The following is a 16,271-nucleotide window of genomic DNA, read 5'->3' as shown; positions in this document are numbered from 1 at the left end:
AATTTGATAAGTCTAGTTTAATATAACATTAGACAAGGGGAGGAGATACGATGAATTGGAAAGAATTTGAGCAAAATATAAAAGTACGCTTAATTACATCATTTTTTAATCGTGCTGTTACATCAGCAGTAATGCCTTTCATGGCATTATTTTTTGCTCAAGAAATAAATAAAGTATGGGCCGGGCTATTTTTAATCTTAACGGTTATTTTAAGTTTTTTTTCAAATTTAATTGGAGGTTACATTTCAGATCGATTTCAACGAAAGAAAATCTTATTGTTAACTTCTTTTTCTAGTACTTTGATGTTTTTATTCATGACTCTAAGCTTATATCCGACAGATAAGGTGATTTGGTTATTTGCAATCGCTTATGTAGGTTTTATAATAACTAGCAGTCTTGGGCGCCCATCCATGCAAGCTATCATCATAGACTCAACTACACTGGAAAATCGAAAGGCTGTCTATACAATTGACTATTGGCTTATGAATCTTTCTATGGCAATTGGTGCAGCATTGGGTGGTTGTTTATACATTAATCATCAACAAGAGTTGTTTATACTACTGACGTGTGTTTCTGCTACAGTACCGATTGCTTATAAAATTTGGCTAGTTGCAGAAGTTAAAGGGTGCTTAGAAAAAAGGAAGGGAAATATAGTACTTGATCTAATTCAAAATTATAAAATTGCTATTCAAGATAGAGCGTTTTTAAGAGTTGTAATAGGGTCTACTTGCATATTTGCGGCAGAGTTTTCTTTAAACAGTTATATTGGTGTACGGCTTGCAGAAACATTCAATCCAATAAGCATTGGGAACTTTGAAATAGTAGGGGTGAGGATGCTAAGTATTCTTAACATACAAAATATGCTTCTAGTAGTATGTTTAACTTTTATTGTAAATAAATTTACAGATCATCTAAGTGGAAAAAAAGCTTTACTTTTAGGTCTTGTGCTCTATGGGATAGGCTATGTGGCAGTAACATCTTCAAACACTTGGTACATACTGATTGTTTTTAACTTTATTGCTACTGTTGGTGAACTTGTCTACTCACCAATTAGAAATGCAGAACAAGCTAATATGATTCCGGCTGACAAGAGAGGATCATATTCAGCCTTTGCGGGTCTATCAGATATTGGGGCGGACCTAATCGCAAGAATGACTATTATCGTCGGTGCATTCTTAATTCCTACGATGATGTCTGTTTATATTGGTATGATCGTAATAATAGGGGCATTTTTCCTATATAAGGGCCTGTTTGTTAGAACTAATAGTCAATCACAGGAAAGATTGAATAAAATCTCAATATAATATAATGCTTAAAATGAAATATACACTATTCTTTCTATAGAATCGTAGGATGGGTGTGGAAAGAGGGATTATACAACTTTGGAGGAATTATCATGGTAAAACATATTTCGATTCTTGGTTCAACTGGCTCAATTGGTACGTCTGCATTAGATGTAGTCACTTCTCATCCGGAACATTTTAAAATTATTGGTTTAACAGCAAATCACAATATTGACCTTCTCGAACAATAAATACATACATTTCACCCTCGAATTGTAAGCGTAAGCACAAAAGAATTAGCAGATGCACTTCGGAAGCGAATTTCTACGGACACAAAAGTCACATATGGAACAGATGGATTAATTGAAGTTGCAACTCACCCTGATTCTAATCTTGTATTATCTTCAGTTGTCGGTGTCTCTGGTCTCCTTCCAACAATTGAAGCATTAAAAGCGAACAAAGATATAGCAATTGCGAACAAAGAAACATTAGTTGCGGCAGGGCATATTGTGACAGATTTAGCGAAACGGAACGGCTGCTGCTTAATCCCAGTAGACAGTGAGCACTCTGCCATTTTTCAATGTTTAAATGGGGAAAATACTCAAGAAATCCAGAGGCTTATTATTACTGCTTCAGGCGGTGCATTTCGAGATAAAACGCGCGAAGAAATGGAAATCTTACAAGCTAAAGATGCCTTAAAACATCCCAACTGGTTAATGGGAGCAAAACTAACTATTGATTCTGCTACATTGATGAACAAAGGCTTTGAAATCATGGAAGCACGTTGGTTATTTGATATCCCCTATGAGAAAATTGATGTTTTAATTCATAAAGAAAGTATTATTCATTCTTTAGTTGAATTTATAGATGGCTCTATCATGGCACAGCTCGGTGCCCCTGACATGAGAATACCGATTCAATATGCATTTCATTATCCAACTAGATTACAATCGGACTATAAAAAATTAAACCTATTAGAGATAGCTAGCTTACATTTTGAAAAACCAAATTTTAAAAAATTCCCTTGCCTATATTATGCTTACGAATCTGGAAAAATTGGTGGTACAACACCTGCTGTTTTAAATGCAGCGAACGAAATTGCAAATGCGCTATATTTACAAAATAAAATTTCATTTTTTGATATTGAAAAGACAATTTATTCTACTCTTGAAGCTCATCATAGTATTGCAAATCCAGATTTGGAAACAGTTTTAGATGCCGATCATTGGGCTCGTGAATATGCAAACGAATTATTAATTAGAAAATGAAAAAAAGAGCTAGTACAGAATTCGTCTTTTTTAGCTCTCCATTCTACGTGTTCTTTTGTTTTAATACATTTACGTTCACGGAATTGTAAATTAATGTATTTAAGATATCGCATGCAGAAAGATTTATAGTAATTATTAGTTATGGTCATTGGGAAAGTCCATTTTATTAATATAAGCTATATACGGAATAAAGAAAACTAAAATAAATGGAGGTAATTATGAAAACTTTCATATATATGGTAAGACACGGGGATTCACCAAAGTTTGGAAAAGAAAAAACAAGAGGATTAACTGAAAAAGGAAAATTAGATGTTCAACGAATAACAGATGCATTACAAGGTGAGGGAATCGATGTTGTTATCTCAAGTCCATACAATCGTTCAATTCTAACTGTTCAGCAGTTAGCGAAGCAAATAGGACAAGAAGTTTTAGTATTTGAGGACTTAAAAGAGAGAATTTTTATTGCTGAAGAGGAACGAATTTCGGATAAAGAATTATTCCCTTTGATAAAAAAGTCATTCTTAGACCCCGACTTTGCTTTAATGGGAGGAGAGTCTAATGTCGACTGTCAGAAACGTGCTATAAAAGTCTTAAAAGAATTATTAAACACCTATCGAGGACAGAAAGTAGTATTAGGCACTCATGGAGCTATAATGACTTTGATGATGGGGTACTATGACAGTAAGTATGACTTGAATTTTTTACTACAGACATCAAAACCAGATATATATAGGATGGAATTCAATGGACAGGAATTGGTGGAAGTTAAAAGATTGTGGGAAATTTCATAGATTGACTTTATTCATCCATAGCTTCTCCCAATGACGTGTATTATAAAAAATAGGGTTACTTCGGTAACTCTTTTTCTTATGGGAGTGATGGGGGATTGAGTTCAACAATATAAAAATTTCGGTTCCTTAGCGCACAAAATTCACGTTTTGTTCTTGCTATCCCGAGATGAAATGGGAGGGAATGTTTTTTGGGCAAGATACTTTTAAAGTTATTTTTTAAATCAATCCTATTTTTTTTCTTATGCGGTATGGTTGTTTATTCTATATTTCAGATTATTTTTGTCTTGAGTGTTTCGACAGGATTAGGGAGGGATGATATAGTCGGGTTTTCTGATAATAAGTATGTAATTGGCCGTCCACCTGTTAGTTATAATTTATATAAAAAAGATAGTGGAAAAACTATATTAGATAATGTTATTGGTTATAAAAAGGGGAAAACCAAAAGCTATGTTCGGAATGAAGTTGAATTTATAGTGATAGATGAGATAAAGGGTAGCTATGAACTGTATAAAATAGAAAATGCTTCAGAAAAGGATATAGAACGACTGAAAGAAATAAAGAAATTAGAATAATAGAGACTATCTGAAAGGTAAAGAAGCACACTTGTTATTGTTAAATCTAAAAAATGGTTTAGACTAATAACTGAGTTTTGTTTCATGAAAAGAGTCATTATTAAAATATAGTATTAGTGGGTCAGTCCCATCGCTATCAAGCTAATATTTTGAAGCACCACCAAAACAAAAATTTTACCTCTCGACAGTTATATTTGAGAATTAAGCTTATTTTTTCGTTTTGGGGTGAATCTGTTTTCTTAAGCTGATGGGCATGTATGGTGACCCCTATAAGGGGCGTTTTTTACCGTTATCGATTTCTATCAATACCTAGTGACGTTAATAACAGAATTGCCAAATTTACCGATTCACCAGCAGCCAGTGATTTTAAATAATTACATGCCTTGGTCGAAAAAAATCCAAGCCACATATGCAAACTAGCCATCTATCCGAAAAAAATTAGGATAGATGGCCATTCATCGTATGTACCGAAAAGGTGGCCCTTTTTTTATATTTCGGGCTTACTTTCCACTAGAAATTGAAATACTAAATTTAGACTGTTGGTTACCGAATCGTTCCAATGTCCCCTCGAATTTCATTCCAACTCTTTTTAATAGTCCACAAGATTCCATGTTAAGTGACTGAGTTTCAGCGACAATAGTGGTTAAGTTTAATGCACTAAATCCATGGTTTAATACTTTCATAATCACTTCTTTTGCATAGCCTTGACCCCAAAACTCAGGTAAAAATTGATACCCAATCTCTGTATTAATCCCATCATGATACGTATCAAGGAAAACAAAACCTATAAATTCTTTACTATCTTTTAAAAATACTGTCCAGTGGAGGGAGCTATTTTTTGAATTTAATATATCATAAAATCTAATTTTATATGCTTCTTCGTCGATAATACCTCCTAAGTATTTTCTTACTAGCTCGTTTTCATATAATTTTTTAATGTTTTTATAATCATTTTCGGAAATTACGTGTAACTCACATCTCTCAGAGAATAACAAGTAAATCTCTCCCTTCGATAATTATTATTATTTTCCTGGTAATCCACCTATGAAAAATATGTGCTCTACTTACAAAATCATATAAAACATACATCCTTTCTTATTTAGTCTTCCATAACATGGTATGATGTGAAATGCTTACCAGGTCAAGGGGCATTTATAATTTTTTTTGTAAGCGCTAATATGTAGTGGGAAGGGAGAGTGTATGATGACAAATATTAAAAAATCGCAGAACTGGCGGGGATCTCGGTTTCTACTGTTTCTCGTGTTTTAAATAATTATCCGTATGTAAATGAACAAAAACGAAAAGAGATATTAGCAATTATCGAAAAGTTAAATTACACGCAAAATTTGAATGCGATTCATTTAGTACGAGGAAAAACAAATGTTATTGGAGTGCTTCTTCCATTTGTAAATAATCAATATTACAGTGCAGTTATAGAAGGTATTTCAAGAGAGGCTGTAAAACATAATTACAATATGATGCTCTGCCAAACGGATAATAGCGCGGATAAAGAAATAGAGATTTTGAATATGTTAAAGATGAAAAAGTTAGACGGAATCATTATATGTTCGAAAGTCAATGTCTGCACAGGCCGAAGGGACATTATCTTGGTGCTCTCATACGGATTCCGAAGCCATCCCACAAACTCCACCAAGTCCTCTAATCTTATATGCTTGTAATCTTTCTCTGTTTCCTGTAAGTACAAGAAATACTGTTTGAGTACATAACAATAAGTCTTCCGTGTGTTGCTGCTTTTCCCTGTAACATCCAAATACTTGAGGTACTTCACCACAGGAATCACAGGAACCCCATCTGAATCTACTAATATGTATCTCTTTCCATTCTCTAGGATCACCTCTTGTACACGCATAGTTCTTCACCTCTTAACTCCTTTGTACGATCGGTCTCTCGACCTTTCTACGCCTCACGTTGTGGGCTATGTTCCCTAATATAAAATCGAACACAAGTTCTTGTATTGTTGTATACATAATAGACCATACTTTCAACCTCTAATTATAGTCTGTTTAAGAATGTTTTAGGTCTTAAGGACAGTGATATTTTTCAAATTCAAATGGTATGGTACGATCCTAATAAGGAGGATAAAAAGTAATAAAGGTGTAAATAAGGGGTTGTATTTTTAAAATCGTATTGCTATAATATACACGTAATAAGATTTTACAATAAAATATAAATTTAATCAGTTCGCATATAAGAGAAGACCTCAATATGCGCCATGTCCTTAGGGGACGTGTGCGTGTATTGGGGTTTTTTTGCGTTTAGCGAGCAAAAACACCCGGAGGTGCAGGAATTATGTTGAATTGGTTGTCTGCAAAACTTATGACAACATCAGTAGGGGATTTCTTACTGGCAAAAAGTAGCTTTACGAAGGGTCTTGGTGGTAGTGGCAGTGGTGCAAATGCTGAAACCGTCCAAAAAAGCATGAACACTTTGGTGAAAACCTTAATTGGTTTTGGGGGAATTTGGGTGGCAGCTTGCGTTGTATTTGCAGCTATTAAACTATCTGGTGCACAAGGGAAGAATCCTGAAAACCGTACACAAGCTATGATTGGTTTAGCTTGCGCAGCAATTGGAGGCTTTGTGATGATTAAAGCGTACGATATCGCTGCTTGGGTTACGACAATCTAACATAAGAGTTTGTACAAGCTCTCCTCGATTTGGGGAGAGCTTCTCTTATACAAGGGAGGAAAAAGAATGAGAAAAGTAACCGTTCCTGTTGATATGACTTCGGAACAAAAAACACTACTAGGTGTGCTGAGCAAGCGCCAATTGATTTATCTATTGGGTGGCGGAGCATCCCTTTATTTATATGTACCATTTTTATGGCGACTATTCGCACCTATTGATGCAGTAGTAGCATTTTTTATTTGCTTAATTTTAGCATTACCAACGGTAATAGGTGTTATAACGTTTGCGTTTATATATAAAGAAAAACAACACATGTACCTAGATAAGTATTTACTTATTAAAATGCGTAGCCGCTCCGAAAAAGGTAAGTGGAGAAAAGGGTACGAGCCAACTACATGGGCAAAGGAGAATTTGTAAATGTTAGAAATGATATATTTTGCGGCAATAGCCATTGTAGGATTTTTCTTTTATCGGAAAATGAATGGAAAACCGCTGTTTGGTTCTAAGAAAAAAGGAAAAAAGCAAGGTGGAGTAGAGAAACACACTACTGAAAAAGCTGGAAAGAAAAATAAAAAAAATAAACCTGCTGAATCGGAAATTGATGAGGATAATGTTGACTTCTTTCGTACTTTTGTAGAAGACATTAAAGAAATTGATAATCATATGATTCGGTATCATGATGACACATTTGTCCTGATTGCGGAAGCACATCCAGTTAACTATTATTTACTTTCCAATATGGAACAAGAAGCGATTGATATCAAAATTGAATCATGGTTAACCACATTAGAGTTTAATACGAAAGTATATATTCAAAGTAAGTTTGTAGATTTAACAGATCCTGTACGAAAAATGACAGAAACGATGAAAGGTGCGAAGGACCTTACACCAGAGACGGTTCTATATGGTCAAGAAGTTATTGATAACTTAGAGTACTGGCAACGTTCGCAACCTCGATATGAACAAAAACGTTATTTAATTTATCCATACAAGGTTGATATTAGTACGATTACGGCTGATACAGAGGACGAGTTAGAAGAAAAGATTGTAGATAAGGCATTTAACGAACTATATCGTCGTTATAATGCATCTCGAAATCTACTATCGAAAGCAAAAATTAATGTAGAAATGTTAACGAAAGATAAATTAATAGAACTTTTATATGTAGCATTTAACCGTCGGAAAGCCGTAAAAGCTCGTTTCCAGGACTTAATTGAAAACGAGAATTTCTCGCTCTATTCAACAGGGGAAACAAATGAAAGAAAACTAGAGTTAATGAAGAAAGTGCTAGCAGAAGAAAAAGCAGAAAAATCAAATAACGGGGTGGCGTAAACATGAAGTTGTTCGGAAAAAAGAAAAAGGAAAAGAAAAAAATAGAAGCAGAAGAGCAGGATGAATTGGATCTAGAGGAGGAAGAGTTGGAAGAAGAAGTACCGACGCAATTAGACAATCAAACAACAGTGTTTGATGTTATTGCTCCAGAAGGAATGAAAATTGACGCAGAAGATTATGGAGTTATTAAACAATCTTTAGGAAGCAATACGTTCTTCCGTCCGTTTTATATTCCACGAGATGGGTACCCGCGTATGATGCAAACCAATTGGCTCAACATGTTAACTTCGGCTGGAGAAGTGGATGTCATGATCGATATTCATAAAGAACCAAAAGCTAAAGCAATGCGATCATTAGATATGCAGCTGACGATGTTACGTTCCAATCTTTCTTTCCAACGTACACGAGGAAACATTGACCAAGAAAAAGACTTAGATGCAAAAATTCAAGATACAAACAATTTAATGGATGAAATCCAGTTCAATGAAAACGATTCTTATATGGTGAGTACCATGGGTGTTGCGTATGCCGAATCAAAGAAAGAATTGGACGTTTTATGTGAGTATATTGAAGATGAAATGCAAGCATCTCACTTTAAGATAGCGAGTACTTGGAACCGTGTGAAAAGCGGTTTGAAAGCTACTATGCCACTAGGAGCACCAAATACGCTGCAAGATACTTATCGAAATATCGATAGACGTGCTCTATGTACATTTGCACCCTTTGTATCAGGATCCGGAAGATTTAACGGTGGTATACCAATAGGAAAGAACAAAATTACTGGCCAAGTAGAATTTTTAAATTCATTCGGGAATGCAGATTATCGTCCACCAAACTATAACATTGGTGTGACAGGAATTTCAGGTTCTGGGAAAAGTTTACTTTTAAAAATGAAGCTCGCTCGTGAAACATCACTTGCAGATACACATGCAATGATTATCGATCCAGAGGGAGAGTTTGTAAAAATTACAAAACGTTTAGGTGGTATTAACCTAAACATTTCTCCTGAAAGTAATATCATTATCAACCCTTGTGCAATCGCTGTAACAGAACTTCAGATTACGGATAAAGATGAAGAGCTAGAAGCACTTGAACAATATGATAAGAAAGAACTTGTAGAGCGTGATGGCGTGAAGTATGTAAGATTTGTACCGATTTTAGAGAAAATCAATGAAATACTTGGATTCTTTGACATTATTATTCGCGGACAAGACTTTGATCAACCAGGATTAAATGTATTCCAGCGTACAATGCTAGAAGATGCAATTCGTGAAGTGTTTGATAAACATGGTATTACCTCACACCCTTCATCTTTATATGTGGATGAAGTGAAGAAGGTGGATGGACAATTAATTCAATCTCAAGTGAGAAAGCCAGAACCAGAGTTAAAAGAAATCTACGATGTCATAGTAGAACATCATGGAGACGATGTGAAAGCAGAAGAGTTAATTGCTGCGATTCGTCCATTCTTACGCGATGGTTCAAAACCATTATTTGATGGACAAAGTCATTTTGGCCGTGGTGTAGAAACACAGTTAAATGAATCTCGTGTTGTTAATTTTAATATTAGTCATTTAGAAGAAGGATTCTTAAAACCAATCGCTTTCCACGTTATCTTGAACTATATTTGGGAGCATTGGATTAAGAGTCCAGAACACGCTATCAAGCGAAAAGTATTATATGTGGATGAGATGTGGCAGTTTATCGACTATGAACAAACGGTTAACTTCTTGGAAAAAGTAGCACGTCGTTCACGTAAAAGAAATGCTGGTATGTGTTGGGCGAGTCAGGACTTCGTTCGTATTTTAGAAAATGTAAAAGCTCGTGGTATCTTGCAATCTACTTTCTCCTATTTCTTCTTAGAGCAAAATAAGATTGATAAGAAAAAAATTCAAGAGAACTTTAACTTAACTGCTGGGGAGCTTGATATTATTCTCAACAATCCAGGAAAAGGAGAAGGGATTTTCCGCGTAGGAGATAGTTCGGTTTGGATTCAAACAGATCCATCAGATAAAGAAATGATGTTTATTGAATCGAATGAAGCGGTACTTCAAGAGCTTCTAAACAATATGAAGAAAGTACAAGGGTACGCAGGATAATAGCGTACTCTTAAAAAGGAAGGTGAAATTATGCTTGAGAAAATAGTAGAGTGGGTCGGAGGCTTAATTATTGCTATAGTAAAGGCTTTTCTTAGTCCGGTGTATGCAACTTTGGATCCGCTGCCAGTTTTAGTGTTTGGAGGAGAGGGAACAGAAGGAAAGGGGACAAACTTAGATTTCTTATTTTCAGGTAATTCTCTAACCAAAGTATTAGACACAGGCATGCCTGTCATGTTCAAGCTTGTTGCTTTTTGTGTCCTTGTCAGTGTAGTTATTACGGCGGCAAAATATTCGGCAACAGCTATTAATCCAAATAATAGAACAGCATTAATAGAGTATGCGAAGGATTTGATGATCATTTCAATTTTTCTTTGGCACCTCGATTACTTCTATACACTCATATTTGAAATCAATTCTTGGATAATAATAGAGTTTAGAGACGCTGTTAATGTAGCAACTGGGGGGATTTTTGATCCAGATAAGGGTACCAAATTTCTACAACCTGGATTTGGTGGGGCTGGACTTACCATTACTGAACTGGGTTTGAAAGGTCATGAAAATGACTATATGTTTATTATATTTGGTTTGTTTATAGAAGCTGGTCTCATCGTCTGGGCAAACTTTTACTATTTAATGCGAGCGGTGTCACTATACGTTTTAATGTTAATTGGTCCTTTAATGGTGGGTATGTGGCTATTTCCACAAAAGAAACAACAGACATTATATTGGATACGTGAATTTATAGGAGCAGTGTTCATACAAGCAATTCATGCGATTACCTTATGGCTCATTATTTCTTTAATTGGAGCAGCAAATAGTCCGTTAATCAAATTAATTTTACTTGCTATGTTTATCCCAATAGGTGAGATTGTGAAAAGCTTTATTGGCCTTAGTACCAATGCATCAAGTGGTATTCATAGAGCAGGTACGATGATGGGTATGGGTGCTTTAGCAAGTGTAGCTGGATTGGTTAAAGGTGTTCGTGATGACTACCGTAATTCAAAAGCAAAACCTGATGAAAAAGGAGATAAAGAAAAGACAAAAGAAGATGCAGATAACCCGAAAAATGCATTAGGAGCGAATTTAGGGGCAGATGTTGGTACAACATCTCGTGCAGCTCGTATGTTAAAAGCAGGTCAAATTGGAAGTTCAATTGGTAAAGCCGCAACAGGACTTGCAGGTATGGCAGCGGGAGCCGGTCTTGGACCAGGAGCGATGGTAGCAGGATCTCAAGTTGGAATTGCATTAGGTAGTGCTCCTGGTGCAGTGGCTGGTAGAAGTGTTGCTGCAGTCGGCGAAGGAGCTGTAGCTTTAGGAAAACATATTGGTTCCAGTGTAAAGAAAGGTGCGGACACGTATTCAAATCTAAATGGCGAATCGTATCCGGAACTAACCGATGAAGATATCGCACAGGATTTAGCTACAAAAGACTTTGAAAATTGGAAAGCAGATAATCCGGATTCTGCAGTTGCAAGTCGTTTGAAACAAGCATTCCCTGGTGCGTCCGATGCAGAGATTGCTAAAAAAGTAGCGAAAACAAATAGTGATCAAAAGTCTCGTTTCTCAAATCAGCGGAAACAAGATTTACAAAATATGAAGAAAACCGCTACACCATATGGAAATGCTAGAGATTTAGTAAACGCTGCAACGAATGCATTCCAAAAGGGGTATGAGGTAGTCCATAAAGATACATTCATGAGTCAATTACCAGAAAACATGTCAGCGGAAGAGAAAGAGAAACATTGGAACGACCATCTGAACACAAAAGTACAAGGGTTTAGAAACCACGCAGAACAGGCGGCAACAAAAGCGGGAGCTATGCCAGTTGATGCGAAGGATAAGCAAGGAAATGACCTGTTTGATAAGTCCTATGTGAATAAAGATGCGTTTGCTTCTCGACTTGCATTAGGAAAAGTCGGAAAAGCAGTCGAGGATGTAAAAGGAGAAACGTTAGAAAGTGGCCATCAAAATATGGGACAAGTCGGTGCTCTTGTCGGTGCTTCTACTGCTGCATTTAAGAAAGCGTATAGTGCAGACCATAAGGCTGGATTCATGAAACAATTCCCTGCAGATATGCCGCAACAAGAAAAAGAAGCAGCATGGAATAAGCATTTAGATCAAAAAGTACAAGGATTTCAAAATCATGCGCAACAAGCGGCGGAATCAGCTGGTATTGTACAACAAAAAGACGGTACAAACTATGCGAATAAAAAAGCTTTCGCTGCTCATTTATCACAACAGTTACAAAAAAATCCTGGCTTAAATGTTATGGGTGTATCTAGTGTGGCAGGCATTCAGCAGGCAATCAACGGCGTGAAAACGCACGGTTTGACAAGTGGAACAGGAAGCCAGCAAGCAAAACAAGTAAGTAATGTTGGGAACCTGGTACAAGCTTCTACAGAATCCTTTAAACAAGGCTATGCAGCAGAACAACAGGCAAGCTTTATGAAAAACTTGTCTCCAACTATGTCTCAACCACAAAAAGAGCAAGCTTGGCAGTCGCACCTGAATGAAAAAGGAAATGAATTTAAAGCAGTCGCACAACAAGCGGCAGTACAGGCGGGAGCGATGCCCGTACAGGCGAAAGATACGAGTGGTAAGAGTCTACATAATCAATCGTATATTAATAAAGATGCCTTTGCTTCGAAATTAACGAAAGGATTACAAAGCCATGCAAGTCTTGGAACGGTGAGTCAACAAGTAGGTTCTGGAATTACTAGTGCGATTCAAGGTGTTCGTTCACATGGCGTTGCAACAGGTGGAGCAATCAATAAAGCTGTATATGCGGCGACACAAACGCAAGCGAGTATCGCACGTGCAGGAGATCTTTCTGTTGCGGAAATTGAACGCTCTTATGCAGATGCATCAACAAGTGTAACAAATATTGCACAAAGCGCTGGTAAAATGTCTATCCCAACTTCAGCAGTGGGACGTATGACGCAGCAAAGTACAAAACTTGGCATGAGTGTAATGGAAGGTGCGAAACACCTTATGCTTGCGGATCGCATTGATACAGTATCAAATGCATACTTTAGTGCTGCGAGTGCTGTACAACAATCCGGAGGGAATGCAATACAAAGAGTGATAAGTGGGACTACTGCTGCTGTTAATACATCATTAGGTGGGAATGCAGCAGAACGTCATTACAATGTGACAAAAGGATTAAGTTACGCTGCAGGTGTGATTGGTGGTGCAGGTGCTTATCAAGCAACTGCACGTATGGTAAGTAAACATAATCCTTATAACAGTGCAGTTCGTACAGAAGCAAAAGAGATTCAGGAAATTCAACAGATGGTACCGACAACAACAGATCATACAGGCGAGCAATCGGTTGTAAAAGGTGCAGTACGTCTTGTGACGACAAATAATAAATCTTGGATTGAAGCAAAAGACGCTAGTGGTATGACGCAAGTTGTATCTCGTTATGGTAGTGGAGATAGCAGTATACGATCTGGACAAGTCGTATATCAGGACTTAAATATTTCAGATGGACAATTAACGCAGTATCGTAATGGTGCGAAAGCATCTCCGGCTTATATACAAGATTCAAGTGGTGGCAAAATCAATATCAATCGCTCGATCAATGTAAATCCAAATCAATTAGTAGGAAACCAAAATCAAAGACCGTTACAACAGAAACCGGTATTTAATGAACCACCACTTACGGTCAATCACAAGGTAGACAATGGTCACTTCTATATGTCTGATTTAGACCAAGGTGGTTATAAAAATGTACAAATGGTGGTAGAAAGAGATCGTAGTTATATGGTTGCGACAACAACAGACGGTACAGTGTCACGTATTTCGCCGTTTGGAAAAGGAGATACGCGCTTACAAGCAAACCAAAGGATAGAAAGAGCTTGTGAAGTGAAAGACAGTAGTATTAAGCCAAGAGAAGAAATCTTAGTAACACAAACACAGGACGAAGTAGTCCGTACAGAGACGCATTTAAATTTATCAGAACATGACCCACAAAATCTGATTCCATTTGCGCCAAACCCTCGCTTGGCACAGCGAAGAGGAAGAAATTCTCAAAATGGAAAATATGGTGTGATAAGTCTATGAGTCAAAATCCTAACGATCCAAATGAACAGAAAAAAAGTAATCCTTTAAAAGATGTAGCTTCCCACTTTATTAAGAAAAAAGGGATGCAAGCGCGCGGGAAGATGGCAAAATTGGCAGGAAAAGCAGGAAGGGCGGCAGCAAAAGCTGCTGCCAAAATGCTAAAAGCAGGTATATTAAAAATTGTGGGTGCTGTTGTGGCAGCGGTTGGAGTACCTGCCGCTTTGATTATGGGAGTAATTATTGCTGTGTGTGTGATTTTAGTCTCTTTTGTACCTTTTACCGATGATGAAGGTAAGACAGAGGAACAAGTAAAAAAATATATGGAAGTCTCAATGGCTCTGAATGTGGATTGGAAAGAGGTTGTCGCCTTTGACATGGCGCGATATGATAATGATTTAACTGGTAAAGATCCGCATGATGCTATATCATATTTCTTGGATATCCAATATGAAGAATATACGGAAAAAGAGGTATGCGAGGCGGGACCGAATGGTCCTTGTGAAAAAAAGAAAAAAGAGATGCAAAAAACAAAATCTGAAAGTTACTCTGGACCAGATGTAAAAAAGATATTAGGAGATACAGATTTTAAGAAAAAAATAGATGAGATTAATGCGAGTGGAAGCAAAAAAGTGACAACATCTTCCCATGGGCTAGAGAAAGCTATGGAACTCGCAAAGTTTAGTAAAAGTCAAAAAGAGCGTGCGCGTGAGATATTAGAAGCCGGGATGTTAGAAGGTATGTATGGACATCTTGCTCCTACTACTGGTGGATTTATTGGTGGTATGTGTGTAGGTAATGTGAGTCCTGGCGGAGAGCCTGTTAACCTTAATGCAAAAGTTACAGGGTACCTTCCTAAAATTAAAGAAATGGCAGAAAAACATGGTGTTGCTCAATATGTTGGTATTTTGGCTGCCCAAATGATGCAGGAATCAGGTGGAGCAGGAAATGACCCGATGCAGGCTTCAGAGGGGCATTATGGAGACATGAGCCCATCTTGTATAGGTGTAAAAGGGAATGCACGTGTAGGGTGTATTAAAGATCCAAATATTTCTATTGAAGCAGGCGTACAAGAATTTAAAGATGTTTTAGGGCAGTCGAATGGAGATATAGCCCTAGCCTTGCAATCTTATAACTTCGGGTCAGGATTCATTAGCTATGCATTAGCAAAGGGTGGTTATTCAGAAGAAACAGCCATTGAGTTCTCAAGAAGTAAGAATCATTTAAACCCAGCTGGTTGCTCCGATCCGAATAACTTCAGGACAAAGGTTAACGCGTGCTACGGCGATTACACCTACGTTTCCAAAGTTTTGAAATATTACAAAGATTTAGGGTGTGTGGCAGATGCATCTGGCGAATGGATTTCTGATAAAGGTTGGAAATGGCCAACGAAATCAGGTCGTATTACAGATACGTTTGATGCAGTTCGTAAGGGAATACAACATAATGCTGTAGATATTGGGGCCATGACCACCGGAAAAGCTGGAGACCCTGTATGGTCAATGGAAGTAGGTATTGTAACAGCCCAAACAGGAAATGTAAATGGTGGTGGTCTAGGTGTTTATGTAGACCATGGAAATGGTATTGTATCTCGTTACTTACACTTAAGTAAAATATTAGTCGCACCAGGAACCATGGTAACAAAAGGGCAAATAATCGGGGAGATGGGCGGTTCTAATTATAGTAAAAAAACAGGTTTACTTAATATGAATGGATATGCTGTCCATTTAGATTTCCAAATTCGTATTAATGACCAACCAACCGATCCAATGAAATTCTTTAAGAAAAATGATGATCCAGGTCTATCATCTGGTGGTGCTCCTACAATGGCAAATGCTAAACGACAAAAGGTATTGGAAGAAGCAAAAAAATGGGTTGGACAAGGGAAAGTGAGCTATGTATCCGGTGCTAGAAATCCAGCTGCAGGTAGTGCCGATTGTTCTGGATTCACACAATATGTGTTTAAAACCAGTATAGGTGTCCAGCTAGGAGATTGGACAGGTGCTCAAATTGGACAAGGAAAACAGGTGCCAGATATCGGTCGGGCACAACCAGGAGATTTAATTTTCTATGAAAATCCTAACCATGTATCTATTTATTTAGGGAATCAGAAAATGATTCATATTGGTGATAATAAGGGTGTACAAATTACAGGTCTAAACTATACGGCAAGAGGGCAACATATGTCGCAAATCCGTAATGTAATAGACTGATAAAG

10 protein-coding genes and 3 pseudogenes are annotated in these 16,271 nt (G+C 37.1%); 11 read left to right on the top strand and 2 right to left on the bottom strand.

Annotation, left to right across the window (positions count from 1 at the left end; genetic code table 11):
• Positions 1–50 precede the first annotated feature (50 nt).
• The 4 genes and pseudogenes from ACTJJY_RS24560 (at position 51) to ACTJJY_RS24545 (ending at position 3,914) form a co-directional block, all read left to right on the top strand.
• Positions 51–1,304, top strand: a complete 1,254-nt coding sequence (locus ACTJJY_RS24560) for an MDR family MFS transporter (protein WP_440606790.1) — start codon at positions 51–53, stop codon at positions 1,302–1,304.
• 92 nt (positions 1,305–1,396) lie between these two features.
• Positions 1,397–2,551 (top strand): annotated as a pseudogene (locus tag ACTJJY_RS24555) (1-deoxy-D-xylulose-5-phosphate reductoisomerase).
• A gap of 218 nt (positions 2,552–2,769) precedes the next feature.
• Positions 2,770–3,342, top strand: a complete 573-nt coding sequence (locus ACTJJY_RS24550; protein ID WP_000846736.1) for a histidine phosphatase family protein — start codon at positions 2,770–2,772, stop codon at positions 3,340–3,342.
• Positions 3,343–3,530: 188 nt separating this feature from the next.
• Positions 3,531–3,914 carry a hypothetical protein gene (locus tag ACTJJY_RS24545; RefSeq protein ID WP_440606789.1) on the top strand — a complete coding sequence of 128 codons (384 nt, stop codon included), beginning with the start codon at positions 3,531–3,533 and terminating at the stop codon, positions 3,912–3,914.
• Positions 3,915–4,414: 500 nt separating this feature from the next.
• Here ACTJJY_RS24545 and ACTJJY_RS24540 read toward each other — a convergent pair whose 3' ends face one another.
• Complete coding sequence (locus ACTJJY_RS24540; protein WP_000899000.1) at positions 4,415–4,909, bottom strand: GNAT family N-acetyltransferase; 495 nt, start codon at positions 4,907–4,909, stop codon at positions 4,415–4,417.
• 208 nt (positions 4,910–5,117) lie between these two features.
• Between ACTJJY_RS24540 and ACTJJY_RS24535 the strand changes: the two are divergent.
• Positions 5,118–5,494 (top strand): annotated as a pseudogene (locus ACTJJY_RS24535) (LacI family DNA-binding transcriptional regulator); the annotation flags it as partial.
• Positions 5,495–5,519: 25 nt separating this feature from the next.
• On the opposite strand, the pseudogene ACTJJY_RS24530 reads toward ACTJJY_RS24535, so the two are convergent.
• Positions 5,520–5,784: pseudogene (locus tag ACTJJY_RS24530) on the bottom strand (site-specific integrase); the annotation flags it as partial.
• A gap of 440 nt (positions 5,785–6,224) precedes the next feature.
• Between ACTJJY_RS24530 and ACTJJY_RS24525 the strand changes: the two are divergent.
• From ACTJJY_RS24525 to ACTJJY_RS24500, 6 genes are all read left to right on the top strand, one after another.
• Positions 6,225–6,560: a hypothetical protein gene (locus tag ACTJJY_RS24525; RefSeq protein ID WP_000935869.1), complete on the top strand. Its 336-nt coding sequence runs from the start codon at positions 6,225–6,227 to the stop codon at positions 6,558–6,560.
• 66 nt (positions 6,561–6,626) lie between these two features.
• Positions 6,627–6,977, top strand: coding sequence for a PrgI family protein (locus ACTJJY_RS24520; protein WP_001233532.1), 351 nt, complete (start codon positions 6,627–6,629; stop codon positions 6,975–6,977).
• Positions 6,978–7,892, top strand: a complete 915-nt coding sequence (locus tag ACTJJY_RS24515) for a hypothetical protein (RefSeq protein WP_440606788.1) — start codon at positions 6,978–6,980, stop codon at positions 7,890–7,892. It begins immediately after the preceding gene.
• A 2-nt stretch (positions 7,893–7,894) separates the two neighbouring features.
• Positions 7,895–9,991: a VirB4 family type IV secretion system protein gene (locus ACTJJY_RS24510; protein WP_440606787.1), complete on the top strand. Its 2,097-nt coding sequence runs from the start codon at positions 7,895–7,897 to the stop codon at positions 9,989–9,991.
• A gap of 30 nt (positions 9,992–10,021) precedes the next feature.
• A complete protein-coding gene (locus ACTJJY_RS24505) occupies positions 10,022–14,056 on the top strand; it encodes a hypothetical protein (RefSeq protein ID WP_440606786.1) in 4,035 nt (1,344 codons plus the stop codon).
• A complete protein-coding gene (locus ACTJJY_RS24500; protein WP_440606785.1) occupies positions 14,053–16,266 on the top strand; it encodes a lysozyme family protein in 2,214 nt (737 codons plus the stop codon). Before ACTJJY_RS24505 ends, ACTJJY_RS24500 begins: the two co-directional genes overlap by 4 nt.
• Positions 16,267–16,271 lie beyond the last annotated feature (5 nt).

The sequence above is a fragment of the Bacillus sp. 22475 genome, assembly GCF_052044835.1.
In the GTDB taxonomy this organism is placed as follows: domain Bacteria; phylum Bacillota; class Bacilli; order Bacillales; family Bacillaceae_G; genus Bacillus_A; species Bacillus_A cereus.
The sequence above is the reverse complement of the archived record's forward strand: the minus strand, read 5'-3'. Positions and strand labels throughout refer to the sequence as shown.

Coding starts and splice junctions, on each gene's coding strand:
- ACTJJY_RS24560 (WP_440606790.1), top strand. CDS start 51: ATGAATTGGAAAGAATTTGAGCAAAATATAAAAGTACGCTTAATTACA.
- ACTJJY_RS24550 (WP_000846736.1), top strand. CDS start 2,770: ATGAAAACTTTCATATATATGGTAAGACACGGGGATTCACCAAAGTTT.
- ACTJJY_RS24525 (WP_000935869.1), top strand. CDS start 6,225: ATGTTGAATTGGTTGTCTGCAAAACTTATGACAACATCAGTAGGGGAT.
- ACTJJY_RS24520 (WP_001233532.1), top strand. CDS start 6,627: ATGAGAAAAGTAACCGTTCCTGTTGATATGACTTCGGAACAAAAAACA.
- ACTJJY_RS24515 (WP_440606788.1), top strand. CDS start 6,978: ATGTTAGAAATGATATATTTTGCGGCAATAGCCATTGTAGGATTTTTC.
- ACTJJY_RS24510 (WP_440606787.1), top strand. CDS start 7,895: ATGAAGTTGTTCGGAAAAAAGAAAAAGGAAAAGAAAAAAATAGAAGCA.
- ACTJJY_RS24505 (WP_440606786.1), top strand. CDS start 10,022: ATGCTTGAGAAAATAGTAGAGTGGGTCGGAGGCTTAATTATTGCTATA.
- ACTJJY_RS24500 (WP_440606785.1), top strand. CDS start 14,053: ATGAGTCAAAATCCTAACGATCCAAATGAACAGAAAAAAAGTAATCCT.